General features: G+C 72.1%; 20 protein-coding genes. 6 read left to right on the forward strand and 14 right to left on the reverse strand.

All coding sequences use genetic code 11. The features are described 5' to 3' along the window. Positions 1 to 24 precede the first annotated feature (24 nt). A complete protein-coding gene (locus ACBJ59_RS11685) occupies positions 25 to 207 on the reverse strand; it encodes a hypothetical protein (protein ID WP_375110166.1) in 183 nt (60 codons plus the stop codon). Between the two features lie 365 nt (positions 208 to 572). Here ACBJ59_RS11685 and ACBJ59_RS11690 point away from each other — a divergent pair, with 365 nt between their 5' ends. Continuing rightward, a complete protein-coding gene (locus ACBJ59_RS11690; protein ID WP_375110167.1) occupies positions 573 to 1,259 on the forward strand; it encodes a FadR/GntR family transcriptional regulator in 687 nt (228 codons plus the stop codon). A 3-nt stretch (positions 1,260 to 1,262) separates the two neighbouring features. Here the strand turns inward: ACBJ59_RS11690 and ACBJ59_RS11695 are convergent, their stop codons facing one another. Continuing rightward, entirely contained in the window at positions 1,263 to 2,474 is a 1,212-nt protein-coding gene (locus ACBJ59_RS11695) for an ROK family transcriptional regulator (protein ID WP_375110168.1), read from the reverse strand. A gap of 87 nt (positions 2,475 to 2,561) precedes the next feature. Between ACBJ59_RS11695 and ACBJ59_RS11700 the strand changes: the two genes are divergently transcribed. Genes ACBJ59_RS11700 through ACBJ59_RS11710 form a run of 3 tightly spaced genes read left to right on the forward strand, consistent with a single transcriptional unit; the run spans position 2,562 to position 5,655 of the window. Next, a complete protein-coding gene (locus ACBJ59_RS11700) occupies positions 2,562 to 3,923 on the forward strand; it encodes an extracellular solute-binding protein (RefSeq protein ID WP_375110223.1) in 1,362 nt (453 codons plus the stop codon). Further along, positions 3,920 to 4,837, forward strand: a complete 918-nt coding sequence (locus tag ACBJ59_RS11705; protein ID WP_364116634.1) for a sugar ABC transporter permease — start codon at positions 3,920 to 3,922, stop codon at positions 4,835 to 4,837. The genes ACBJ59_RS11700 and ACBJ59_RS11705 overlap by 4 nt, the downstream gene beginning before the upstream one ends. Next, positions 4,834 to 5,655, forward strand: a complete 822-nt coding sequence (locus ACBJ59_RS11710; RefSeq protein WP_364116636.1) for a carbohydrate ABC transporter permease — start codon at positions 4,834 to 4,836, stop codon at positions 5,653 to 5,655. The genes ACBJ59_RS11705 and ACBJ59_RS11710 overlap by 4 nt, the downstream gene beginning before the upstream one ends. Here ACBJ59_RS11710 and ACBJ59_RS11715 read toward each other — a convergent pair. Then, a complete protein-coding gene (locus ACBJ59_RS11715) occupies positions 5,652 to 6,461 on the reverse strand; it encodes an alpha/beta fold hydrolase (RefSeq protein WP_375110169.1) in 810 nt (269 codons plus the stop codon). The genes ACBJ59_RS11710 and ACBJ59_RS11715 overlap by 4 nt on opposite strands. Positions 6,462 to 6,617: 156 nt before the next feature. Here ACBJ59_RS11715 and ACBJ59_RS11720 point away from each other — a divergent pair, with 156 nt between their 5' ends. Next, positions 6,618 to 10,400, forward strand: coding sequence for a S8 family serine peptidase (locus ACBJ59_RS11720; RefSeq protein ID WP_375110170.1), 3,783 nt, complete (start codon positions 6,618 to 6,620; stop codon positions 10,398 to 10,400). On the opposite strand, the gene ACBJ59_RS11725 is transcribed toward ACBJ59_RS11720, so the two are convergent. Next, on the reverse strand, positions 10,385 to 10,972 hold the full coding sequence (locus tag ACBJ59_RS11725) for a TetR/AcrR family transcriptional regulator (protein ID WP_375110171.1): 588 nt from the start codon (positions 10,970 to 10,972) through the stop codon (positions 10,385 to 10,387). The genes ACBJ59_RS11720 and ACBJ59_RS11725 overlap by 16 nt on opposite strands. 71 nt (positions 10,973 to 11,043) lie before the next feature. On the opposite strand from ACBJ59_RS11725, the gene ACBJ59_RS11730 reads away from it, so the two are divergent. Continuing rightward, positions 11,044 to 11,853: an SDR family NAD(P)-dependent oxidoreductase gene (locus tag ACBJ59_RS11730; RefSeq protein WP_375110172.1), complete on the forward strand. Its 810-nt coding sequence runs from the start codon at positions 11,044 to 11,046 to the stop codon at positions 11,851 to 11,853. Here ACBJ59_RS11730 and ACBJ59_RS11735 read toward each other — a convergent pair. The 10 genes from ACBJ59_RS11735 to ACBJ59_RS11780 all read right to left on the reverse strand — a co-directional run bounded on the left by ACBJ59_RS11735 (position 11,831) and on the right by ACBJ59_RS11780 (position 21,839). After that, positions 11,831 to 12,478 carry a sensor domain-containing protein gene (locus ACBJ59_RS11735; RefSeq protein WP_375110173.1) on the reverse strand — a complete coding sequence of 216 codons (648 nt, stop codon included), beginning with the start codon at positions 12,476 to 12,478 and terminating at the stop codon, positions 11,831 to 11,833. The genes ACBJ59_RS11730 and ACBJ59_RS11735 overlap by 23 nt on opposite strands. 71 nt (positions 12,479 to 12,549) lie before the next feature. Beyond that, entirely contained in the window at positions 12,550 to 13,281 is a 732-nt protein-coding gene (locus ACBJ59_RS11740; protein ID WP_375110174.1) for a carbon-nitrogen hydrolase family protein, read from the reverse strand. Then, a complete protein-coding gene (locus ACBJ59_RS11745; protein ID WP_375110175.1) occupies positions 13,278 to 13,715 on the reverse strand; it encodes a winged helix-turn-helix transcriptional regulator in 438 nt (145 codons plus the stop codon). The genes ACBJ59_RS11740 and ACBJ59_RS11745 overlap by 4 nt, the downstream gene beginning before the upstream one ends. A 30-nt stretch (positions 13,716 to 13,745) precedes the next feature. Next, positions 13,746 to 15,338, reverse strand: coding sequence for an ABC transporter ATP-binding protein (locus ACBJ59_RS11750; RefSeq protein ID WP_375110176.1), 1,593 nt, complete (start codon positions 15,336 to 15,338; stop codon positions 13,746 to 13,748). Continuing rightward, a complete protein-coding gene (locus ACBJ59_RS11755) occupies positions 15,335 to 16,393 on the reverse strand; it encodes a serine hydrolase domain-containing protein (protein ID WP_375110177.1) in 1,059 nt (352 codons plus the stop codon). The genes ACBJ59_RS11750 and ACBJ59_RS11755 overlap by 4 nt, the downstream gene beginning before the upstream one ends. Beyond that, positions 16,390 to 17,595, reverse strand: a complete 1,206-nt coding sequence (locus ACBJ59_RS11760) for an anhydro-N-acetylmuramic acid kinase (protein WP_375110178.1) — start codon at positions 17,593 to 17,595, stop codon at positions 16,390 to 16,392. The genes ACBJ59_RS11755 and ACBJ59_RS11760 overlap by 4 nt, the downstream gene beginning before the upstream one ends. Then, on the reverse strand, positions 17,592 to 18,503 hold the full coding sequence (murQ, locus tag ACBJ59_RS11765) for an N-acetylmuramic acid 6-phosphate etherase (protein WP_375110179.1): 912 nt from the start codon (positions 18,501 to 18,503) through the stop codon (positions 17,592 to 17,594). Before murQ ends, ACBJ59_RS11760 begins: the two co-directional genes overlap by 4 nt. After that, positions 18,500 to 19,330 (reverse strand): ABC transporter permease, encoded by an 831-nt coding sequence (locus ACBJ59_RS11770; RefSeq protein ID WP_364116660.1) that lies wholly within the window; start codon positions 19,328 to 19,330, stop codon positions 18,500 to 18,502. The genes murQ and ACBJ59_RS11770 overlap by 4 nt, the downstream gene beginning before the upstream one ends. Beyond that, positions 19,327 to 20,289, reverse strand: a complete 963-nt coding sequence (locus tag ACBJ59_RS11775; protein WP_364116662.1) for an ABC transporter permease — start codon at positions 20,287 to 20,289, stop codon at positions 19,327 to 19,329. The genes ACBJ59_RS11770 and ACBJ59_RS11775 overlap by 4 nt, the downstream gene beginning before the upstream one ends. Then, positions 20,289 to 21,839: an ABC transporter substrate-binding protein gene (locus ACBJ59_RS11780; protein WP_375110180.1), complete on the reverse strand. Its 1,551-nt coding sequence runs from the start codon at positions 21,837 to 21,839 to the stop codon at positions 20,289 to 20,291. Before ACBJ59_RS11780 ends, ACBJ59_RS11775 begins: the two co-directional genes overlap by 1 nt. Positions 21,840 to 21,900 lie beyond the last annotated feature (61 nt).

The raw sequence follows: 21,900 nt of genomic DNA on the forward strand, positions 1-21,900 counted from the left end.
CTCGCGCACGCTCCCCTCCGTGAGTCAGGCGCGCCAGAACCGCTGCGGCGCGCCGGACCGCACGATCAGCGGGATCACCGACACCGGCGCGCCCACCACGGTCAGCGTCCGCAGGATCGGCCGGCGGAACAGCCGCGGGCCCGCGAACCACAGGGTCCCGTGCGGGCCGAGCAGCCCGGAGCGCTCCACCCGGGTGAGGCTCTGCACCAGCGCTTAGCCGATCGGCGCCACAAAAAACGCCGAGAGCAGGACCGGGAACGGGGCCAGGATGGCGTGGTCGCAGCCGCGCAGCGGCCCGCCACCTGCCCAGCGACTCGGGGGCGTCCGGGCTGGTCGGCTCGGCATGCCAGAGGTCGTCCTGGGCGTTGTTCCAGGGAGTCCCGATAGTAGAGCGCCATGGGTCCGGTCGCCTGCTCCGCCCGGTCGGCCTGTGTGAGGTAGGGCCGCAGGCGCTGATTAGCACCATCACCACCGCGGCCAAGTCGAGGCGGGGGATCCTCAGACGATGTGGCTGAATTTTCGTAAAATACGATTTATCACCATCGGAAGACGGATGGAAGGGGTGACGCCGCATGAGCTATCCAAGGCGAGGCATGCACGGTGAGGTCGTCGAAGATCTCGGCCGCCGGATCGTGAGCGGGGATCCCGAGGCCACCGGCCATCTCGACCCCGTCGAGCTCGGCCGCCGCTACCACGTCAGCCATACCGTGGTCAGGGAGGCGCTCAAGACGCTGGCGGCCAAGGGGCTGGTGGACGCCCGGCCGAAGCGCGGCACGTTCGTGCGGCCGCGGGGCGACTGGTCGCTGCTCGACCCCGACGTGCTGCGCTGGCGCTTCGAGCAGCGGGGTGACTCCGACATGTTGCGCGACCTGGCCGAGGTACGGGCCGTGGTGGAGCCGGCGGGGGCGCGGCTGGCGGCCGCCCGGCGTACGGAGGCGGACGTGGCGGCGCTGGAGGCGGCGTTCGAGCGGATGGGGGCCACGGCGGCCGACCCGGTGGCGCACACCGAGGCGGACGTGGTCTTCCACCGGGTGCTGCTGGCCGCCTCGCGCAACGAGCTGCTGGAGTGCCTGGAGGTGGTGATCGCGGCCGCGCTGTCGGCCCGGGACCGGCTGGTGCACTCGACCGGCGAGCGCCCCGGGTTCGCCGTGACCCATCGGGCGGTGCTGGACGCCGTACGCGACGGTGACGCGGACGCTGCAGAGGCGGCCATGCGGGACCTGCTGGCGCGGGCGGACCGGGACGAGGCGGCCCTCTAGCCGTTACATCTGGCGGCTCGGCAGCGTGCCCAGGCGGGGCGCGTAGGTGGCGTGGAAGACCAGCGAGGCCGCACCGATCGCCGCGGCGTCGGCCGCGATCGGCGAGGTCTCCACCCGGACCGCGTGCAGCCGCCTGGCCAGCGTCCGGCCCGACACGGCCCGCGCGATCACCGCCCGGTAGATCTCCCCGACCTCCCTGAGCGCGGGCCCGCCGAGCACGAGCAGGTCGATGTCCAGCATGTTCACCAGGCTCACGGCGGCGTCGGCCAGCCGGCCCGCCACCCGCTCGATCACCCGCCGCGCCCGCGGCTCCCCGGCCGCGGCCGCCGCGCAGATGGCGGCGTGGTCAGCATGGTCGGCATGGTCGGAGCGGCCCCCGGCCCCGGACGCCCGCATGGCCGCCTCGATGGCGCTCGGGCAGCACACGGCCTCCACGCACCCCCGGTTGCCGCAGTAGCACTCGGGCCCGTCGGGCTCCACCGTGATGTGCCCGAACTCGGCGGCGTTCAGCGACCTGCCCCGGTAGACCTGGTTGTCCAGGAAGAGCCCGCCGCCGATCCCGGTCCCTAGATAGAGGTAGGCGAAGCTGGGCGTGGAGCGGGCGATCCCGGCCCACCGCTCCCCGATCGCGGCCGCCGTGGCGTCGTTGTCCACGGTCACCGGGAAGCGGGTGTACTCCCGCAGGAGCCCCTCGATCGGCACCCGGTCCCACCCCGGCAGCCGGGGCGGCGAGACCATCACCCCTGCCCCGTCGAAGGGCCCCGGGCAGGCCAGCCCCACGCCGAGGACCTTGGCGTCCGGCACCCCGGCCTCGCGCAGGATCCTGCGGGAGGCCCTGGCCATCTGGCGGATCACCGTGTCGGGCCGGGCCCCCGGGCGTACCGGCTGGTGCAGCCGGGCGACCGGCCGTCCCGCCAGGTCGGCCAGCACGAACGAGAGCTCCTGCGGGTCGAAGTGCACGCCCACCGCGTATCCGGCGCGGGCCTCGACGCGCAGGATCGTGCGCGGCTTGCCGCCGCTCGACGGCGCGGAGCCGTCCTCGACGACCAGGCCCTCCTCCAGCAACCTGCGCACGATCACGGACACGGTCTGGGCGGTGAGCCCGGTCACGGCGGCGATCTGCACCCGGCTGATGCCGTCCGACGCCTGGATCGCCTCCAGGACCACGGCCCGGTTGTAGCTACCGACCTTGGGCAGGTTCGTGCCCTGCTGCATGTGAGCAATGTCACCACAGAGTGTTGACTTAGTAAATCAAAAAGATTTACGTTCGCGTCAACCCAGGGAAAACAAGGGGAGGCCGTGATGAACCGTAGCCTGGCCGGTTCCCTCCTGCTGTTGACAGCGCTGACAGCCGCCGGTTGCGGCAGCGACGCCGCGCAGGAATCCTCCGGAGCCAAGGAACTCGAGGTCCTCTACAAGGTCGAGCCGACGTGGCCGCATCTGGAGAAGATGCTCGGCGACGCCAAGAAGCAGTACGAAGCCGCCCACCCCGGTGTCACCATCAAGCTGACCCCGGTGCAGGGCAACAACGAGGCCTACTACACGAAGCTGGCCCTGCTCAACCGATCTCCCGACTCGGCGCCCGACCTCTACTACCATGACACGTTCCAGGTCAACGCGGACGTCGCGGCGGGCAAGCTGGCCCCGCTCGACGACTACCTGGCCAAGTGGCCCGACTGGAGCACGCAGTTCCCCGACTCGGTCAAGCAGGCCGCCAAGGGCGGTGACGGCAAGATCTACGGCGTGCCGATCAGCACGGACACGCGCGGCCTCTGGTACCACAAGGACGTCTTCGCCAAGGCCGGCCTCCCCGTCCCGTGGGAGCCGAAGACCTGGAACGACGTCCTGACCGCCGCCCGGACGATCAAGCAGAAGGTGCCCGGCACGGTCCCGTTCAGCATGTACTCCACGAAGGTCCACGGCGAGGCGTCGACCATGCAGGGCTTCGAGATGCTCCTGTACGGCACCCCCGGCGGCACCCTCTACGACGACGCGCAGAAGAAGTGGGTGGCCGGCGGCAAGAACTTCACCGACGCCCTGACCTTCATCAACACGATCTACCGGGAGGAGCTCGGCCCCAAGCAGGCCGACGCGCACAACGCCAAGCTCGCCGACAAGGTCAACCTGGAGTGGTTCCCCGCGGGCAAGGTCGGCATCTCGCTCGACGGCGCGTGGACCGCGGCGGCCTGGAAGCCGACCAGCACCAAGCCGTGGCCGCAGTGGCAGGAGAAGATCGGCTGGACGGCCATGCCGACGCAGAACGGCGAGGCGCCCGGGGCGATCAGCATGTCGGGCGGCTGGGTGATGGCGATGAGCTCCTACACCAAGCTCAAGCAGGAGGCCTTCGACTTCATCACGGTGGCCACCAACAAGGAGAACTCCATGACGTACTCGGTGAGCACGGGCGACCTGGCTCCCCGCAAGGACGTCGCGGCCGACCCGAAGTACACCGCCGACAACCCGAGCGTCAAGTTCTTCACCGACCTGGCCTCGGTGACCCGCTACCGGCCGGCGTACGAGGCGTACCCGAAGGTGTCGGCCCAGGTCCAGGAGGCCATGGAGGCGGTCACCACCGGCTCCAGGACCCCTGAGGAGGCCACCGCGGCCTACGTCAAGGCACTGCCCACGGCCGTCGGAGGCGCCGACAAGGTTCTGGCCCGATGACGATCGCCACAGCACCGTCCCCGCCCGTGACGAGCTCGCCCCCGGGCGGCCCGTCACGGCGGCGGCGGGTCCTGCGCTGGCTGCTGCCCCTGGGCCCCGCGCTGGTGCTGCTGGCGCTCTTCCTGGCGGGGCCCATCCTGTGGAGCGTCTACATCGCCTTCACCAACGAGACCCTGACCGGCTCGGCCTCGGTGAACTCCCAGTTCGTGGGCTTCGCGAACTTCGTCAAGCTCTTCGGCGACCCGAACTTCCTCAACTCCTTCCTGCTCACCTTCGTCTTCGTCATCGGCTCGGCCGTCATCGGCCAGAACACCCTCGGCCTGATCATCGCCCTCCTCCAGCGCGGCCGCGGCCGGGTGACCCGCAGCGTGGTCAACGGCGTGGTCATCGGAGCCTGGGTGATGCCCGAGGTCGTGGCGGCGGCCTGCTGGTTCGCGTTCCTGGCGGAGGACGGCACGCTGAACGCGGTGCTCGGCATCTCGCAGGAGTGGCTCTACACGGCCCCGATGGTCGCGGTCATCCTGGCCAACATCTGGCGCGGCACGGCCTTCTCGATGCTGGTGTACTCGGCCGCGCTGTCGGAGGTGCCCAGTGACCTGGTGGAGGCGGCCGCGGTGGACGGGGCCGGCCCGGTCCGCCGGCTCGTGCACATCACGCTGCCGCTGATCCGCCGCTCGATCATGGCCAACCTCATGCTGATCACGCTGCAGACGCTGGCCAGCTTCGGCCTCATCTACGCCCTGACGGGCGGCGGACCGGGCACCGCCAGCCAGACCACCCCGCTCTACATGTACGAGCAGGCGTTCCGCTACTTCGAGATCGGCTACGGCTCGGCCATCGCCCTGGTCATGCTCGTGATCGGCGCCCTGTTCTCGCTGGTCTACCTTCGGCTGATCAAGGTGGAGGACGCATGACCAGGCTCGCCGCGAGGGGCGCGGCCTCGCTCGCCCTCCTGCTCATCGCGCTGGCCTTCCTGGGCCCGTTCGTGTGGGTGCTGATCGCCTCGGTGCAGCCGGAGGCCACGCTGGCCGCCGCGCCGGCGCCCACGTTCTCCCTGGACAACTTCAAGGCGGTGCTGACCTGGGAGACGATCATCCTGCCGCTGATCAACTCGATCGTCATCTCGGGCTCGACGGCGATCCTGACGGTCCTGGTGGCCGGCCTGGCCGCGTACCCGCTCTCGCGCTACCAGCTCCGCTACCGCCGCCACTTCATGCTGACGCTGCTGTTCACCACCGGCCTGCCGGTGACGGCGATCCTCGTCCCGGTCTACGCGATGTTCTTCCGGTTCAACCTCTACGGCTCGGTGCCGGCGATGGTGCTGTTCCTGACGGCCAGCTCGCTGCCGTTCTCGATCTGGATGATGAAGAACTTCATGGACGGGGTGCCGGTGAGCCTGGAGGAGGCGGCCTGGGTGGACGGGGCCGGCTGGGTGCAGTCGCTGCGGGCCGTGGTGGGCCCCCTGATGGCGCCGGGCATCGCGGTGGTGGCCATCTTCGTCTTCGTCGGCCAGTGGGGCAACTTCTTCGCCCCGTTCGTGCTGCTGGACGCCCCGGAGAAGCAGCCGGCCGCCGTCACCGTCTACACGTTCTTCTCGCAGTACGGGCAGGTGGCCTACGGGCAGTTGGCCGCCTTCTCCATCCTCTACACGGCCCCGGCGGTGGTCCTCTACGTGGCGGTCAACAAGTATCTGGCCGGGTCGTTCAACTTCGCCGGCTCGGTGAAGGGTTAGGCGGCCAGGCGGTCGTGCAGCGCCCGGGCGAACTCGGCCGGGCTGCGCAGGTAGCCGACGTGGTCGCCGGGCAGCTCCACGGCCTGCCTGCCGAGCAGCTCGGCCACGGCGAGCGTGGCGCGGTGGAAGACGCCGCCCCGGTCGTCGGCACCGTACGCCACGTCGATCGGGGCCCCGCGCAGCGCCGCCGCGTCGGGGACGTAGGCGCTGAACGGGCGCAGCTCGTAACGGAGGTTCGTCTCCCTGTTGGCCGTCATCCTGGTCAGCATGTCGCGCACCCACTGCGGCAGGCCGGGATCGGGCGTGCCGGGCGGCATCATGCCGGTCTCCTTGCCGAGCCTGCGCACGGCAGGCCCGGCGCCCTCGCGCTCGTAGAGGTCCAGGGCCTCGCGCGTCAGCCGCCGCCAGTGCTCGGCGTCGGGCAGCAGCTCGAAGGCGGGCGGCTCGTGCGCCACCAGCCGCCGCACCCGCTCCGGGCGGCGGGCCAGCAGGTCGAGCGCGATCAGCGCGCCCGCGTGGGTGGCGAACACGTGGCCGGGGTCCGCGCCGGCCGCCTCCAGCAGGCACAGCGCGTCGTCGGCGTGCTCCTCGATCCGCTGCTCCCCGGGCGGCCCGGTCAGCGGGCTGCGGGTGGCGGCGCGCCGGTCGTAGGTGATGACCGTGTAGCGGCCGGACAGGGCCTCGGCGAGCGGGGCGGCCATCGCGGCGTCGGCGCCCCCGCCGAGGATCACCAGTAGCACCGGACCGGAGCCGCGTACCTCGTAATAGAGCCTGGCGCCCGGGACGTCGAGCATTCCTGTGTCCATGGTCCGCTCACTGTAGACGGGCCTGATCGGGCCGCCAACCCCGCGCTGGCGGGTTTACGACAAGTCAGGATCTAGCCACGCCTATCTCATAGACAGCGCAGTTCAGGATGACTAGGAATTCGGTATTCGTGCTTACCGATTCTCTGGAGGTCGTCCATGCTGCGCGGCTTAAGGCGAGGGACGGTGATGGCCGCCTCGGCGGTCATGGCGGCCTCGCTGCTCTCGGTTCCCGGCGCGGACGCGGTCACCGCTCCGCCCACGGAATTCACGGCCGGGGCGGCGAGCGGCGAGATCACCCTGATCACCGGTGACCGGGTACAGGTCCGCGCCGTGGAGGGCGAGCACAAGGCCGTGACGGTCACCCCCGTGCCCCGGGCGGACGGCTCCGTGCCGACGTTCCAGGTGCTGGAGTCCGAGCGCGGGGTCACGGTCATCCCCGACGACGTCGCCACGCTGGTCCCCGAGCGGCTCGACACCGCGCTCTTCAACGTGACGGAGCTGGCCGAGCAGCGGTACGGCGCCGCCATCCCGCTCATCCTCACCTACGCCGCCAACGCGACCAAGGCCGCGGTGCCGGCCGCCAAGCAGGTCCGCACGCTGGAGAGCATCGGCGGCGCGGGCGTGTCGGTGGCGGCCGCGGACGCGGCGGCGTTCGGGGCGGAGCTGGCCAGGCTGGCCTCCCCGTCCCCGCAGGTGCGCGCGGCCGGGCCGCTGGCGGGCGTGACCAAGATCTGGCTCGACCGCAAGGTGGCGCCGGTGCTGGCGGACAGCGTGCCGCAGATCGGCGCGCCCGAGGCGTGGGCGGCCGGGTACGACGGCACCGGCACCACCGTGGCCGTCCTCGACACCGGCGTCGACGCCACCCACCCCGAGCTTGCGGGCAAGGTCGCCGACCAGCGCGACTTCACCGGCGAGAACGTCACCGGCGACCCCCACGGCCACGGCACCCACGTGGCCGGCACCATCGCCGGAGCCGGCACGGACAGCGGCACGGAGAGCGGCACGGGCGGCGGCACTGGCGGCGGCACGGGCGGCGGCACGGGCGGCAAGGGCGTCGCGCCCGGCGCGAAGCTGCTCAACGGCCGCGTGCTGGCCGCCGACGGCTACGGCCAGCTGTCCTGGATCATCGACGGCATGGAGTGGGCGGCCGGCGAGAAGCGCGCCGAGGTCGTCAACATGAGCCTGGGCAGCCCCGAGGCGGGCGGCCCGCTCACCGAGGCGGTGTCCAGGCTCACCGAGCAGTACGGGACGCTGTTCGTGGTCGCCGCGGGCAACGACGGCTGCGACTCGTGCGTGGGCGCCCCCGGCGACGCCCCCGAGGCGCTCACCGTCGGCGCGGTGGACAAGCAGGACCGGCTCGCGGACTTCTCCAGCAGGGGCCCAATCCTGGCCGACCAGGCCGTCAAGCCCGACGTCACCGCGCCCGGCGTGGACATCTCCGCCGCGCGCACCGGCGGGGGCCGGATCGCGATGTCCGGCACCTCCATGGCCACCCCGCACGTCGCCGGCGCGGCGGCGCTGCTGCGCCAGGCCCGCCCGGAGCTGACCGGCTCCGAGCTGAAGTCCCTGCTCATGACCACCGCCAGGCCCGGTCAGGACATCCCCGTGGACGCGCAGGGCGCCGGCCGGATCGACGTGGCCGCCGCGCTCAAGAGCCCGGTCGTGGCCTCGGCCGGCTCGCTCAACTTCGGCAAGCTCACCCTCGGCGAGGAGAAGACGCTCACCGTCGGCTACCGCAACCCCGGCCAGGCGCCCGCCGAGCTGGAGCTGTCCGGCGGCGACGCGTTCACCGTCGAGCCTGCCAGGCTCACCGTGCCCGCCGGCGGCACCGCCGAGGCGAAGGTCACGCTCAAGGCGGCCCGGGCGGGAGCGCTGCGCCAGGAGCTGACGGCGGCGGGCACGCGCACGCTGCTGACGGCGAGCGTCGAGGAGAAGCGGGTCGAGCTGCGCGTACGCGGCATCGCCAGGGACGGCCGCACCGGCCGCGGCGGCTTCACCGTGCTGAACCTGGACGAGGGCACCCTGGTCGGCCGCGTGCTCCCCGGCGACCCGGCCCAGCCCTGCACGGACGCCAAGTACGGCTCCGGAACCTGCCTGCTCGTCAAGCCCGGCACCTACTCCGTGCTCGGCCACATCTTCACCATGCCCGCCACGCAGTCCAGCACCGAGAGCGGCAAGCCGCTCAACGAGAGCCTGCTCGGCGACCCGGAGATGGAGATCACCGAGAACACCGAGGTCGTCCTGGACGCCCGCGAAGCCGTGGAGGTCGAGGTCGAGACGCCCGACCACAGGACCAAGCGGAACACGGGGGCGGCCGCCGCCCTCATGTGGTACCGCGCCGGCGAGCAGGGCACGGCGCTGCGCGGCGGCACCACCATCTCGCCCGGCGGGCAGATCGAGGAGCGCCTGTTCGTCCAGCCGACGAGGAAGGTCACCAAGGGCACGTTCGTGGTCGCCACCCGCTGGCGGCTGAAGGCCCCCGAGATCGCCTTCTCCACCCTCGGCCTGGAGCTGGAGCCCGAGTACGTCGACCCGGTCCAGTTCAGCGACTTCGCCACCGAGTACCCGCGCCTGGACGGCACCCGCCTGCTCATGGCGGTGGACGCCGGCCGGGGCAGCGCGGAGGAGATCAGGGCCCGCGACCTGCGCGGCAGGCTCGCCGTCATCCGCCGCACCGACGGCGTGCCGGTCTCCGCCCAGGCCAACGCGGCGGCGGCGGCCGGGGCGGCGATGGTGGCCGTCTACAGCGACCGGCCCGGCGCCGACGTCACCACGGGCGGCAACCGGGTCAAGCTCGCGGTCCCGACCGTGCGGCTGACCCACGAGCAGGGGCTGAAGCTGGTCGAGCGGCTGCGCCGCCTGCCGGTGCCGATCGTGGCCAAGGGCATCGTGGCCAGCCCGTACGTCTACGACCTGTACCTGCGGGAGAAGGGCCGGGTCCGCGAGTCCCTCGACTACGTGGTCCGCGCGAGGTCGCTGGCCAGGATCGACACCGGCTACCACAGCCAGCTGGCCGACGACGTGACCGTCAACGAGGCCCGCTACGTCTTCGAGCCCTGGGACACCCTGTCGATCTCGACCAACCACCCGATGGCCAGGACGCCGCGCACCCGGACCGACTACGTCACCCCCGACCCCGAGTTGCGGTGGAGCACGTCGGCGAGCACGCCGGAGCGACCGTACAACAACCTGTGGCCGCACCCGGACACGGTGCGCGTGGGGGTGTCGTCGCCGGAGTTCCGGCCGTACGAGGCGGGGGAGCGGGCCGCCCGCAGCGTGTTCAAGCAGCCGCTGCTGCCGGGCACCAACCCGCGCAACCCGGTACGCCGGGAGGGTGACAAGCTCCGGATCTCGATGCAGGGCTTCGTGGACGCGCAGGGCAACTACGGCGAGGCCTACACCAGCCTGTTCGAGCGCGGCATGAAGACCGACTTCCGGCTCTACCAGGGCGACACGCTGCTGTGGCAGACGGACTACCTGCCCGCCGGGTCGGGCACGCTGCCGGCGGAGAAGGGCACGTACCGGATCGAGTACGACCTGACGAACGAGTCGGACTGGGCGAAGCTGTCCACCCGCACCCGTGGCGTGTGGACGTTCACCTCGGAGCGGGCCGCGGAGACGACCGTGGTGCCGCTGCTGCTGGCCGCCTTCGACGCGCCCGTGGACCTGAAGAACCAGGCCACGTCCCGCAGGCTGGGCCTGTCGCTGCGCCACCAGGAGGGGGCGGAGCAGAGCGCGATCAAGGACGTCGCGCTGGAGGTGTCGTACGACGACGGCGCCACCTGGAAGCCCGCCCGCCTGCGTGACAAGGGAAAGCGGGCCTACGAGACGACGCTCGACCGCGCGCCGTCCGGGTTCGTCTCGCTGCGCCTGAACGCCTCCGACGTCAACGGCAACACGCTCACGCAGGAGGTGATCCGCGCCTACGCCGTGCGCTGAACGCCGTGCATGAGGGTGTCGATCACCCTCGTGGCGAGCGCGTCAGGATCCCTGCCTGACGCCGGGCTGGACTCTGGGCCCGAAGCTGGGCCCGATGCTGGGGGAGTGCCGTGCGCGGCCTCCCCCAGCAGCGCGAGGTAGACCTGCCTGGCCCAGGCGATGTCGGAGTCCGGGCCCAGCAGCTTGCCCAGGACGGCCTCGCACAGCCCCATCACCTCCGCCTGCACGGCCTGGGCCTCCTGGCTGAGGGGCACCGGCCGGGCCAGGGTGAAGCGCCAGCAGGGCTTGATCTGCAGGATGTTGGCGGTGGCCTGGTGCAGCGTGACGAGCGGGGGCGCGGTGTGCGGGCGGGCGGCGAGCACCGCCTCCAGGATCTCCCGCCACGCGGCCACCTCCATGGCCTCGATCAGCGCCTCCCGGCTGGCGAACCTGCGGTGGATGGTGGCCCTGGCCACGCCGGCCGCCTCGGCTATCTGCTCCATCGTGGCCACCGGGCTGGCGCTCAGCACGTCTTCCGCCGCCGCCATGATCGCCCGCATGCTGCGCTCGGCGTCGGACCGCAGTTTTCCCATGAAGGAGACGTTACTGGGTTTAACTGCGACTAATTGCCGCAGATATGGATTGATCTGATACTTTCTAGTTCATGACAACCAAGGGAACCGCTCTCGTGACCGGCGCCTCCTCCGGCATCGGCGCGGAGTTCGCCCGGCAGCTGGCCGCCCAGGGCCACGACCTGGTGCTGGTCGCCAGGTCCGCGCCGGCCCTCGAAGCGCTCGCCGACGGCCTGCGCGCCCGCTACGACGTGCGCGCGGACGTGATCGTCCAGGACCTGTCGGCGCCCGACGCGGCCACGCGGGTCGCGGGGGAGTGCGCCGCCCGCGGCATCACGGTCGAGCTGCTGGTCAACAACGCCGGCTTCGGCACGGCGGGCCAGTTCGCCCGGATCGCGCCCGAGCGCGAGCACGACGAGCTCATGGTCAACGTCGTCGCGCTGGTGGGCCTGACGCACGCGTTCCTGCCGGGGATGCTCGACCGGGGCGCCGGCGGGGTGATCAACGTGGGCTCCACGGCCGGCTTCAACATCACCCCGTACTTCGCGACGTACGGCGCGTCCAAGACGTTCGTCCTCAACTTCAGCCTGGCCCTGTGGAGCGAGCTGCGCGGCCGCGGGGTGAAGGTCCTCGCCGTCACGCCCGGCCCGGTCGAGACGGCCTTCTTCGACCGGATCGGCACCCGCAAGGCCGCCATCGGGGCCAGGATCGCCACCCCGGAGTCCGTCGTCGCCTCCGCCTTGCGGGCATACGAGAGCGACCGGGGTTACGTGGTCCCCGGTCGCGGCAATCTCGCGATGGCCCACCTCATGCCGCGCCGGCCGCGCAAGCTCATCGCCCTCATCGGCCGGCTGGTCACGCGGCAGGTGGCGGACGAGCTCACGCCCAGCGTGGCTCGCTGACGGAGGGGTAGGCGGGGGCGCGGGTCAGCATGGCCTGGGCGACGCTCGCCTTGATCAGCGCCGCGCCGCGCACGACCGGCACCAGCGTCAGCGCGAACAGCACGCCGACCAGGGTGTTGAAGCCGACGAACGCCAGGTCGCCGTCCCCGAGCCCGAGCAGGGCCGGCCATCCGCCGTCCACCTCCGGGATGCGGGCCAGGACCCAGCCGTAGATCGGGAAGGTCAGGCCGGCGATCGCGCCCGCCCACCACACGGCGGTGACGACGGCGGCGGCCAGCGCGATCGGGAAGGCGACGATGCCGTGCAGCAGGTCCAGCCATGCCTGGCCGCTGGTCAGCGGGTTCATCACGCGGCGGAACCAGCCCGCGCCGGCGGGGGTGGTGCCGTAGTGGGGGCGGGCGACGGGCCGGTCGAGCACGTCGGGGAGCGCGACCCGTTCGAAGTCGGCCAGGTTCCTGGCCATGAGGGCGGTGCCGGCCAGGATGGGCAGGCCGACGAACGCGACCGCGCTGCCCAGCCCGGCCGAGACCCCGGCCACGACCACGGTGAAGTGGGCGACGGCCGTGGGCAGGCCGAGCAGGGTGTAGCGGGTGTCGGTGGCGAGGCGGCGCCGGAGGGTTCTCATGGGAAGAACGCTACGAGCCGGGCCCGCGCCGATCGACCCTGCTCGCGGCCCTATGGAGGGTAGGGCCAGCCCTACCGGAACCCGCGCTCGGCGCGGTCGTTCCGGAAGGCGTCCAGCCGGTCGAAGTCGAGGTCGTGGGCCGAGACGGGCGCGTCGGGCGGGCCGGTGAAGAAGCCGGAGTGCGTCTCGGGGCACGGGTTGGCCAATCCGGTGACCCCGGCGCAGGGGTGGCCGCGGTAGGTGGTCTCGTGGTGCCAGTCGCTGACCGCCACGTACGTCATGAACTCGTACGCCCGCGCCACGCTCATGTGCTGCCATAACTCCCGGGCCGGGGCGGGGCCGTCCCAGCGGGTGACGGAGAAGGCGGGCACCAGGACCGCGTCGAGCGCGTCGTGCCCGGCCAGGCTCGCCGAATACCACAGGTCCGCGCAGAGCAGCACGCGCAGGCGGCGGCCGGCCAGCTCGAAGCCGCCGCTCGGCCGGCCGGGGCGGACGCCGGAGCGCAGCTCCACCCCGTACGGGTGCACCTTGTCGTACTCCAGCAGCAGCGTGCCCCCGGCGTCGAACACCGCCCCCCGGTTGACCGCGCCGTCGTAGTGGGAGCCCCCGACGACCGCCGTCCCCGACCCCACGGCCAGGGCACGCACCCTGGCCAGGTAGTCGGCGCGCGGCAGGCTGGAGCCCGCGAGCTCGGGCAGCAGGACGACGTCCGCGGACGAGCCGGGCAGCAGCTCTTCGACGGCGTCGAAGTTGGCGTGGCCGTCGGGGGACCAGTGAGGGGGCTGAACCAGAAGGATCTTCACGTGTCTACTGTGACCCCGTGCACGTGGAGCGCAGTCATCTCCTCGGGGCGCACGGGCTCCTGGCAGCGCGCGCACACCGTGACCGGCTCCAGGACCTCGCCGCAGGAGTGGGCCCAGACCGTGGGCGGCTCGCCCTCGGTGACGTAGCGGTCGCCCCAGGCCATCAGCGTCAGCAGCACCGAGTGCAGCGCCTGGCCGGGCTCGGTCAGCACGTATTCGTAGCGCGGCGGGTGGGATTCGTACTGGTGGCGCTCCAGCAGCCCGGCCTCCTCCAGCTTGCGCAGCCGCGCGGTGAGGATGTCGCGGCTGGCGCCGGTGTTGCGGGCGATCTGGTCGAAGCGCCGCACACCCAGGAAGATCTCCCGCAGGGCCAGCAGGCTCCACCGCTCGCCGACGACCGCCAGCGCGTTGGCGATCGAGCATTCTCTGGGCATGACGGCGCCTCCTAAGTCCAGATTTCCAACTTACCGGCTGCCGGGGATCGCCGCGAGCAGCTCGCGGGTGTAGTCGTCCGACGGGTGGTCGAAGATCTCCTCCGCCGTGCCGCTCTCCACGATCCGCCCGGCGCGCATGACGTGCACCGCGTGGGAGATCATCCGGACCACGGCCAGGTCGTGGCTGATGAACAGGTAGCTGAGCCCCAGCTCCCGCTGCAGCCCGGCGAGCAGCTCCAGGATCTGCGCCTGCACCAGCACGTCCAGCGCGGAGACGGCCTCGTCGAGCACGACCAGCTCGGGCGACAGGGCCAGGGCGCGGGCGATGGCCACCCGCTGGCGCTGGCCGCCGGACAGCTCGTGCGGCAGCCGCTCGGCCATCGACGCGGGCAGCGACACCTTGTCCAGCAGCTCGGCGGCCGTCTTCCGCCGCTCGGCCGGGGTGCCGACGCGGTGCACGCGCAGCGGCTCGGTGATCGACTTCTCCACCGTGTAGCGGGGGTCGAGGGAGGCGTACGGGTTCTGGAAGACCGGCTGCACCCTCCTGCGGAAGGCGAACAGCTCCCGCCTGCCGAGCGCGGTCAGGTCCGTGCCGTCGAAGCGGATGCTGCCCGAGGTCAGGTCGTCCAGGCCGAGCAGCAGGTTCGCGGTCGTCGACTTGCCGGAGCCGGACTCGCCCACGATCGAGACGGTACGCCCGCGCGGCACGCTGAACGACACCCCGTCCACCGCCGTGAACTCCTCGCCGGTGCCCCTGCCCGGGAACACCTTGCGCAGGCCGTCCACCACGACCAGCGGCTCGCCGGAGTCGCCGGGCGGCTCGCTCACGCGTACCGACGACAGGCTCGGCACGGCCTTCAGCAGCCGGCGCGTGTACTCGTGCCCGGGATCGGCCAGGATCCCGGCCGCCGGCCCCGTCTCCACGATCTCGCCCTGGTACATGACGGCCACCACGTCGGCCCGCTCCGCCGCCAGCGCCAGGTCGTGCGTGATGAGGAAGACGGCCGTGCCCATCTCGGCGGTGAGCTGCTCCAGCTGGTCGAGGATGCGCCGCTGCACGGTCACGTCGAGCGCGGAGGTCGGCTCGTCGGCGATGAGCAGCTTCGGCCGGCAGGCCAGTCCCATGGCGATCAGCGCGCGCTGCCGCATGCCGCCGGAGAACTCGTGCGGGTACTGGGCGACCCGCCGCGCCGGGTCCGGGATGCCCACCATGTCCAGCAGCTCCACCACGCGGGCTCGCGCGGCCCGGCCGGTGGCGACCCCGTGCACCTCCAGCGCCTCGGCGATCTGGTCGCCGATGCGCATGAGCGGGTTGAGGTTCGACATCGGGTCCTGCGGGACCAGGCCGATGCCCGCGCCGCGGATCGCGGTCATCTCGCGCTCGCTCGCCGTCGCCAGGTCGCGCCCGTCGAACAGCACCTGCCCGCCGGTGATGCGGCCGTTGTCGGGCAGCAGCCGGTTGACCGCGGCCGCCGTGGTCGACTTGCCCGAGCCGGACTCGCCGACCACGGCGACGGTCTGGCCGGGCAGGATCTCCATCGAGACGTTCCTGACGACGGTGACGTCCTGCTTGCGGGTGCGGAAGGCGACCGAGAGGTCTCGGATCTCCAGGAGCGGGGTCATGCGGTCCTCGATCGGTGTTCGGTGGCCTGCAGCAGGTCGTGCCAGAGGGCGTCGGTGGGCGTCGGGGCGCCCTCGACGAGCAGGCGGTTGCTCGCCAGGGCCAGGGCGATGTCGCGGCCGGGCACGAAGCCGACCGCGCAGCCGACGTAGCCGGGGTGGCCGAGGACGGTGACGGTCTCGCCGGGCAGCTCCAGCGCGTACCTGCGGAAGCCGAGCGCCTGCTCGGGGTCGGGGCCGGGGGCGAAGAACTCCCGTACGACCTCGGGCCGCCACAGGTGGTCGTACTCCTCGTACCTGGACAGCGCGGTGGCGTAGCGCAGCAGGTCGGGCACCGTCGAGAACAGGCCCGCGTGCCCGGAGACGCCGTCGAAGGCGTGGTGGGCGTTGCCGTCGGCGACCTGGCCGATCACCGGTTCGGCGCGCCAGCGGGCGAAGTCCGTGCTGCGGTAGGGGACCGGGTACGGCCGCCCGGTGTCCAGCATGGTCATCTCGACCCGGTCGTCCAGGGCGCCCATGGCCACCTCGGAGCCGGCCGGGCCGGCGTACGTGGTCGAGGTGAGGCCGAGCGGCCGGGTGACCAGCTCGGCCAGCGCGCGGTCCAGGCGCAGCCCGGTGACCGCCGCGACGATCCGGCCGAGCAGCACGAAGCCGAGGTCGGAGTAGTGCCGGGCGCGGCCGGGCCGGTAGCGGGGCGGCGGCAGCTGCGCCTGGATGTACAGCGGCCACCACTCCCACAGCCCGCCCCGGTGCAGGAGCAGGTCCCGCACGGTGATCGCCTCGTACGACCGCGGCAGGTACGCGCTCAGCGGCGCGTCCAGGTCCACGAGCCGGTCGGACACCAGGCGGATGAGCATCGTGGTCGTGGCCACGACCTTCGTGACCGAGGCGAGGTCGTGGTAGGTGTCCATGGTCATGGGCGCCGCCCCGGCGAGCCCGTCCTCCTCCTGGCGCACGGTGCGGTGCCCGGCGCACTCGGTGAGGTCGAACCAGGGCGTGCGGGCCGCCATGACCAGGCCCGGCGGCGGAGCGGGCGGCGGGGTGGCCGGCGACGTCATCGGGTCAGCACCAGGGACCGCGGCGGCTCGGCGGCGGGGGCGGGCAGGACCAGCGGTCCGGCGCCCGGGGTCAGCGTGCCGAGGATGCGGGCGGCGTGAGCGCCCGTCCCGCCGGGCACGGTGCCGGGCAGGCCGTGCGCGGTCAGCCAGCCGATCAGGGCGAACGCGATCGCCTCCTTGTCGTCGGCGGGCGCGCCGTAGTCGTCGGACGGCGCCACCCGCACGCCGGGCAGCGCCGCCCGCAGCCCGTCCATGATCACGGGGTTGCGGCAGCCGCCGCCCGAGACGACCAGCGCGCTCACCCCGGCGGCCAGCACGTCCTGGGTGACCGTGCGCACGGTCAGCTCGGTCAGCGTCGCGACGAGGTCCGCGTCCCCGATCGTTCCCGTCCCGGCAGCCGCCTCCGCCGCGTCGCCGAGGCGCAGGCCCGCCTTCGCCAGGGCCGTCTCCACGTACTCCGGGTGGAACAGCTCCTTGCCGGTGCTCTTCGGCGCCGGCAGCCGGTAGTACGGCTCGTCCAGCAGCACCTCCAGCAGCCCCTCGGCCACCCGTCCGGAGGCGGCGATCCGGCCGTCCTCGTCGAAGCCCCGCGCGTTCAGCCCCCGGCCCGTCACCACCGCGTCGATCAGCGCGTTCGCCGGCCCGATGTCGTAGGCGTACAGCAGCGAGTCCCCGCGCACCACCGTCATGTTCGCGATGCCGCCCAGGTTGAGCGCCGCCGCCCCGCCGTCGTGCGCGCCGAGCAGCAGCCCGTCCAGCACCGACACCAGCGGCGCGCCGTGCCCGCCCGCCGTGATGTCCCTGATCCGCACGTCCGACAGCACCGGCGCACCCGTGCGCTCGGCGATCCACGCGGGCTGCCCGATCTGCAGCGTGCCGAGCGCGTGCGCGCCCTCCACCCAGTGGTAGACGGTCTGCCCGTGCGAGACGACCAGGTCCACCGGTCCGCCCGCCTCGATCGCCGCGGCCGCCGCCTCGGCGAAGCACTGCCCGATGAGCGTGTCCAGCTCGCACACCTCGGCCAGCGTCGTGCGCGCCGGCGGCAGCGCCGCGATCAGCCGGGACCGCAGCCCGGCGGGGTACGGCGTGCTCGCCGTGTGCCCCACCCGGCCTTCGAGCACGCTCCCGACCGGCTCGAAGTCCACCACGGCCACGTCGATCCCGTCGTGCGAGGTGCCGGAGATCATCCCGAGAACCTTCATGCCCGCTCCCCGCGCTCTTCCAGTGCCGTCCGCAGCCGCCCGCCGGCCCTGGCCAGCCGGGCCGCCGCGTCCTGCGGTGACAGGTCGAAGCGCGAGGCCACGACCGCCTGCTTGACGTTGAAGCCGTTGGCGTCCAGGGCGGCCAGCGCCTCCTCGCGCCCGCTGCCGGTGATCGTCCGCACCATGCGCACGGCCCGCTCGCGCAGCTTGCCGTTGCTGGCCTTCACGTCGACCATGAGGTTCCCGTACGTCTTGCCGAGCCGCACCATCACGATCGTCGAGAACATGTTGAGCACGAGCTTCTGCGCCGTGCCCGCCTTGAGCCGGGTCGAGCCGCTGATCACCTCGGGCCCGACGAGCACCTCGATCGCGTGCTCGGCCGCCGCGCTCAGCGGCGTGCCCGCGTTGCACGACAACCCGACGGTCAGCGCGCCGCGCTCGCGCGCCCGCCGCACGGCCGCCAGCACGTACGGCGTGCGCCCGCTGGAGGCGACGCCCACCACGGTGTCCAGGGGCCCGATCCCGGCCTCGGCCACGCCCGCGGCCCCCGCCTCCTCGTCGTCCTCGGCCCCCTCGCAGGGGGACACGATCGCGCTCTCGCCGCCCGCGATGATCGCGAAGACCTGCTCGGGCGGCGTGGAGAACGTCGGCGGGCACTCGGAGGCGTCCAGCACCCCGAGCCGGCCCGGGGTGCCCGCGCCCACGTACACGAGCCGGCCGCCGGCCTCCATGCGCGCGGCGGCGGCCTCGATCGCCGTGGTGATGCTGGGCAGCGCCGCCGCGACGGCGGCGGGCACCGTGGCGTCGGCCGCGTTCATCGTCGCCGCCAGCTCCCCGACGCTCATCGCGTCGATGCCGGCGAAGCGCGGATCGGCCGACTCGGTCGTCAGCTCTGAGAGGTTGTTCACCGCTTTCCTCGGTTTCGGGGGTCGAGAGTGTCGCGCAGGCCGTCGCCGAGCAGGTTCAGTCCCACCACGAGCAGTACGACGACCGCGCCGGGCGCGATCAGCGTCCACGGGGCCACGAACACGAGGCTGCGCGCCTCGAAGATCATCGAGCCGAGCGACGGCGCCGGCGGCGGGGTGCCCAGGCCCAGGAAGCTCAGCGACGCCTCGGTCAGCACCGCCCACGACAGCGACAGCGCCACCTGGATGACGATGATCGAGGTGATGTTCGGCAGTACGTGACGCAGCATGATCTGCCCGCGGCTCTGGCCGGTGGAGACGGCCGCCTTCACGTACTCGATCTCCCTGAGCGAGAGCACGGGCCCGCGGGTGACGCGGACGAAGATGGGGACGTACACGATGGCGATGGCCACGGCGATCGTGAACCAGTTGCGGTCCAGCACCGAGGCCAGCGACAGCGCCAGCAGCAGCGGCGGGAAGGCGAACAGCACGTTCGTCACCCCGCCGATCGCCCCGTCGGCCAGGCCCCGGTAGAAGCCGGACACCAGCCCGCCCAGCGTGCCCACCACGGTCGCGAACGCCACCGCGACGACCGCGATGAGCGCCGAGTTGCCCACCCCGGCCGCGACCCGGGAGAAGACGTCCCGGCCGAACTGGTCGGTGCCGAACAGGTGCTCGCCCGACGGCGACAGGAACCGCGAGGGCGGGTGCTGCGCGATCGGGTCGTACGGCAGCAGCCCCAGGTAGCCCAGCCCCGCCACCACGGCCAGCAGCACCAGGATCACGACGCCCGCCAGCCCCGCCGGGCTGCGCCGCAGCAGGGCGCTCATGAGGCCCTCACCCGCGGGTCGATGATCCGGTAGAGCATGTCGGTCAGCAGGTTCACCAGGACGAACGCCAGCGCGATCACCAGCACCGTGCTCTGCACGACCGCGTACTCCTTCTGCTGGATGCCCAGCAGCACCTGCCGCCCGATGCCGGGCACGGAGAAGATCTGCTCCACCACGACCGCCCCGCCCAGCAGGTAGCCGAACTGCAGGCCGGTCATGGTCACGATCGGCACCAGAGCGTTGCCGAGCACGTGTCTGACCTGCAGCCGCCGCTCCGGCACGCCCTTGGCGCGGGCGGTGCGGACGAAGTCGTTCGAGCGCACCTCCAGCACCGCCGTGCGGGTGGTGCGCAGGATCGGCGCCGCGATGCCGAATCCCAGAACGAGCGCGGGCAGGAACATCTGCTGCAGGTTGAGCAGCGGGTTCTCGAAGAGTGGGGCGAAGCCCTGCCCGTTGGGGTTGAACCCGAACGACGCCGCGAAGACCGACAGCAGCGTCGTGGCCAGCAGGAACGCCGGGATCGACAATCCCGCCAGGCTCACGACCTGGCCGGCGGCGTCCCTGGCCGAGTTCGTCCGGGAGGCGGCCAGCATGCCGAGCGGCACCCCGATCAGCAGGGCCAGCACGATCGAGAACACCGCCAGCTCGAACGTCACCGGCAGCGCGTTCAGGGTCAGCTCCAGCACGCTCTGCTGGGAGCGGGCCGAGTAGCCGAAGTTCCCGGTGAACATGTTGCCCAGCCACGAGAAGAACTGCGTGACCAGCGGCTGGTCCAGGCCGTAGTACTGCTCCAGAGCCTGCCGCTGGGCCGGGGTGAGCGCGGCGGCCTCGGTGCCGAGGCCCGCCGTGATCTGGTTGCCGGGGATCGCGCGGAGCATCACGAAGACGAACACGGCCACCCCGAACAGGATGCCCAGCGTCTCGGCGACGCGCCGCACGACACGGTTGCGCAGGAACATCAGCCGACGGAGGTGGTGCGCAGGTACTGCAGCGAGCCGCTGGCCATCGGCACGAAGCCCTGCACGTTGGAGGTCGTGGCGGTGTAGGTGTAGCCGGCGAACAGCCAGATCCACGCCGCGTTGTCCTCCAGCTGGGCCGACACCTGGTCGTAGATGGCCTTGCGCTCGGCCTGGTCGGTCGTGGCCTTGCCCTCGGCGAACAGCTTGTCGAGCTCGGGGGAGCTGTAGCCGGCGACCTTGTTCAGGTTGCCCTTGCTGGTGAAGTAGCGGCCGTAGGAGCCGTCGGGGTCGGGACGGCCGCCGTTGAGCGCGACGGCCGCGTCGAAGTCGGCCGCCACCCAGCGGTCCACGAACGCGCCGGACTCCAGTACCTCCAGCTCCAGGTTGATCTTGGCCTCGGCCAGCTGGGCCTTGAGGTTCTGGGCCTCGTTGACGGAGGTGGCGTACTCGCCCTGGGACACGATGGTCTTGACCGTCACGCCGCCGGACTTGCCGGCCTTGCCGAGATACTCGGCCGCCTTGGCGAGGTCGCGGGTGGGGCAGGGGCGCTTGTTCGGGTCCGACTTGAACGCCGGGGCGGTGATCGGGCCGGTCACCTCGCCCTCGCCGAGCGCCGCGGTGTCCAGCACCTGCTTGCGGTCGATCGCGCACTGCACGGCCAGGCGCACGTTGACGTCCTTGAGGTCGCCGCGCTGCGCGTTCAGCTGCAGGACGTGGTAGTTGAGCTGCGGCGTCTTGGCGACGGTGATCGTGCCGCCGCCCCCGGCGGTCTGCGCGACGAGCGGGTCGTTGAAGACCGCGAGCTGGACGTTGCCCGACTGCATGGCCGAGACGATGGACGACTCGTCGGGGATCACCCGGAACTCGACCGAGCCGACCTTGGGCTTCTCGGCGCCCCAGTACTTGTCGTTCCTGGCCAGCGTGATCGACTGGCTGGGCACGCGCTTGCCCAGCGTGAACGGGCCGGTGCCGTTCGGCGTGGCGTTGAGCTTCTCCTCGGTGTCGTCGGAGGAGAGGATGGCCATGTTGACCGTGGCCAGGTTGGCGGGCAGCGCGGCGTCGGGGCCGGTCAGCTCCAGCACGACCGTGCCCGCGTCGGGTGCCTCGACGGACTTCACCGACGACAGCGAGGCCCTGGCCACGGCGGCCGTCTTCTCGTCCATGATCTTGTCGAGGGAGTCCTTGACGTCCTTGGAGTCGAAGGCGCTGCCGTCGGCGTAGGTCACGCCCTGGCGGAGCTTGAGCGTCAGCTTCTTCCCGTCCTGCGAGGTCTCCCACGACTCGGCCAGGCCGGGGACCACGTTGAGGTCCTTGTCGAACTCGGTGAGTGTGCCGTACAGGTTCTGCAGCACGTTGACGGCCTGGAACTGGGTGGCCTTCCAGGGGAAGAGCGTGTCCGGGTCGGAGGTCACGCCGACCACGAGCGTGCCGCCGGCCTGACCGGTGGAGCCGGTGCCGGCGGCGGGCCCAGGAGAGGAGGACGAGCAGCTGGTGAGGGCGAGGGAAAGCGCAGCGGCGAGGCCGGCCGCGGAGACGGCGCCACGGGGCATGTGGTCTCCTCTGGGCAGTAGGTCATAAAATTACGCAGACCATACCACCAGGGTATTTTCT

The sequence above is a fragment of the Nonomuraea sp. MTCD27 genome (assembly GCF_041950495.1).
Lineage (GTDB): Bacteria > Actinomycetota > Actinomycetes > Streptosporangiales > Streptosporangiaceae > Nonomuraea.

Excerpts from the sequence above, each read along its gene's own strand:
- ACBJ59_RS11690 (WP_375110167.1), top strand. The coding sequence starts at position 573 with ATGAGCTATCCAAGGCGAGGCATGCACGGTGAGGTCGTCGAAGATCTC.
- ACBJ59_RS11695 (WP_375110168.1), bottom strand. The coding sequence starts at position 2,474 with ATGCAGCAGGGCACGAACCTGCCCAAGGTCGGTAGCTACAACCGGGCC.
- ACBJ59_RS11700 (WP_375110223.1), top strand. The coding sequence starts at position 2,562 with ATGAACCGTAGCCTGGCCGGTTCCCTCCTGCTGTTGACAGCGCTGACA.
- ACBJ59_RS11705 (WP_364116634.1), top strand. The coding sequence starts at position 3,920 with ATGACGATCGCCACAGCACCGTCCCCGCCCGTGACGAGCTCGCCCCCG.
- ACBJ59_RS11710 (WP_364116636.1), top strand. The coding sequence starts at position 4,834 with ATGACCAGGCTCGCCGCGAGGGGCGCGGCCTCGCTCGCCCTCCTGCTC.
- ACBJ59_RS11715 (WP_375110169.1), bottom strand. The coding sequence starts at position 6,461 with ATGGACACAGGAATGCTCGACGTCCCGGGCGCCAGGCTCTATTACGAG.
- ACBJ59_RS11720 (WP_375110170.1), top strand. The coding sequence starts at position 6,618 with ATGCTGCGCGGCTTAAGGCGAGGGACGGTGATGGCCGCCTCGGCGGTC.
- ACBJ59_RS11725 (WP_375110171.1), bottom strand. The coding sequence starts at position 10,972 with ATGGGAAAACTGCGGTCCGACGCCGAGCGCAGCATGCGGGCGATCATG.
- ACBJ59_RS11730 (WP_375110172.1), top strand. The coding sequence starts at position 11,044 with ATGACAACCAAGGGAACCGCTCTCGTGACCGGCGCCTCCTCCGGCATC.
- ACBJ59_RS11735 (WP_375110173.1), bottom strand. The coding sequence starts at position 12,478 with ATGAGAACCCTCCGGCGCCGCCTCGCCACCGACACCCGCTACACCCTG.
- ACBJ59_RS11745 (WP_375110175.1), bottom strand. The coding sequence starts at position 13,715 with ATGCCCAGAGAATGCTCGATCGCCAACGCGCTGGCGGTCGTCGGCGAG.
- ACBJ59_RS11750 (WP_375110176.1), bottom strand. The coding sequence starts at position 15,338 with ATGACCCCGCTCCTGGAGATCCGAGACCTCTCGGTCGCCTTCCGCACC.
- ACBJ59_RS11755 (WP_375110177.1), bottom strand. The coding sequence starts at position 16,393 with ATGACGTCGCCGGCCACCCCGCCGCCCGCTCCGCCGCCGGGCCTGGTC.
- ACBJ59_RS11760 (WP_375110178.1), bottom strand. The coding sequence starts at position 17,595 with ATGAAGGTTCTCGGGATGATCTCCGGCACCTCGCACGACGGGATCGAC.
- ACBJ59_RS11770 (WP_364116660.1), bottom strand. The coding sequence starts at position 19,330 with ATGAGCGCCCTGCTGCGGCGCAGCCCGGCGGGGCTGGCGGGCGTCGTG.
- ACBJ59_RS11775 (WP_364116662.1), bottom strand. The coding sequence starts at position 20,289 with ATGTTCCTGCGCAACCGTGTCGTGCGGCGCGTCGCCGAGACGCTGGGC.
- ACBJ59_RS11780 (WP_375110180.1), bottom strand. The coding sequence starts at position 21,839 with ATGCCCCGTGGCGCCGTCTCCGCGGCCGGCCTCGCCGCTGCGCTTTCC.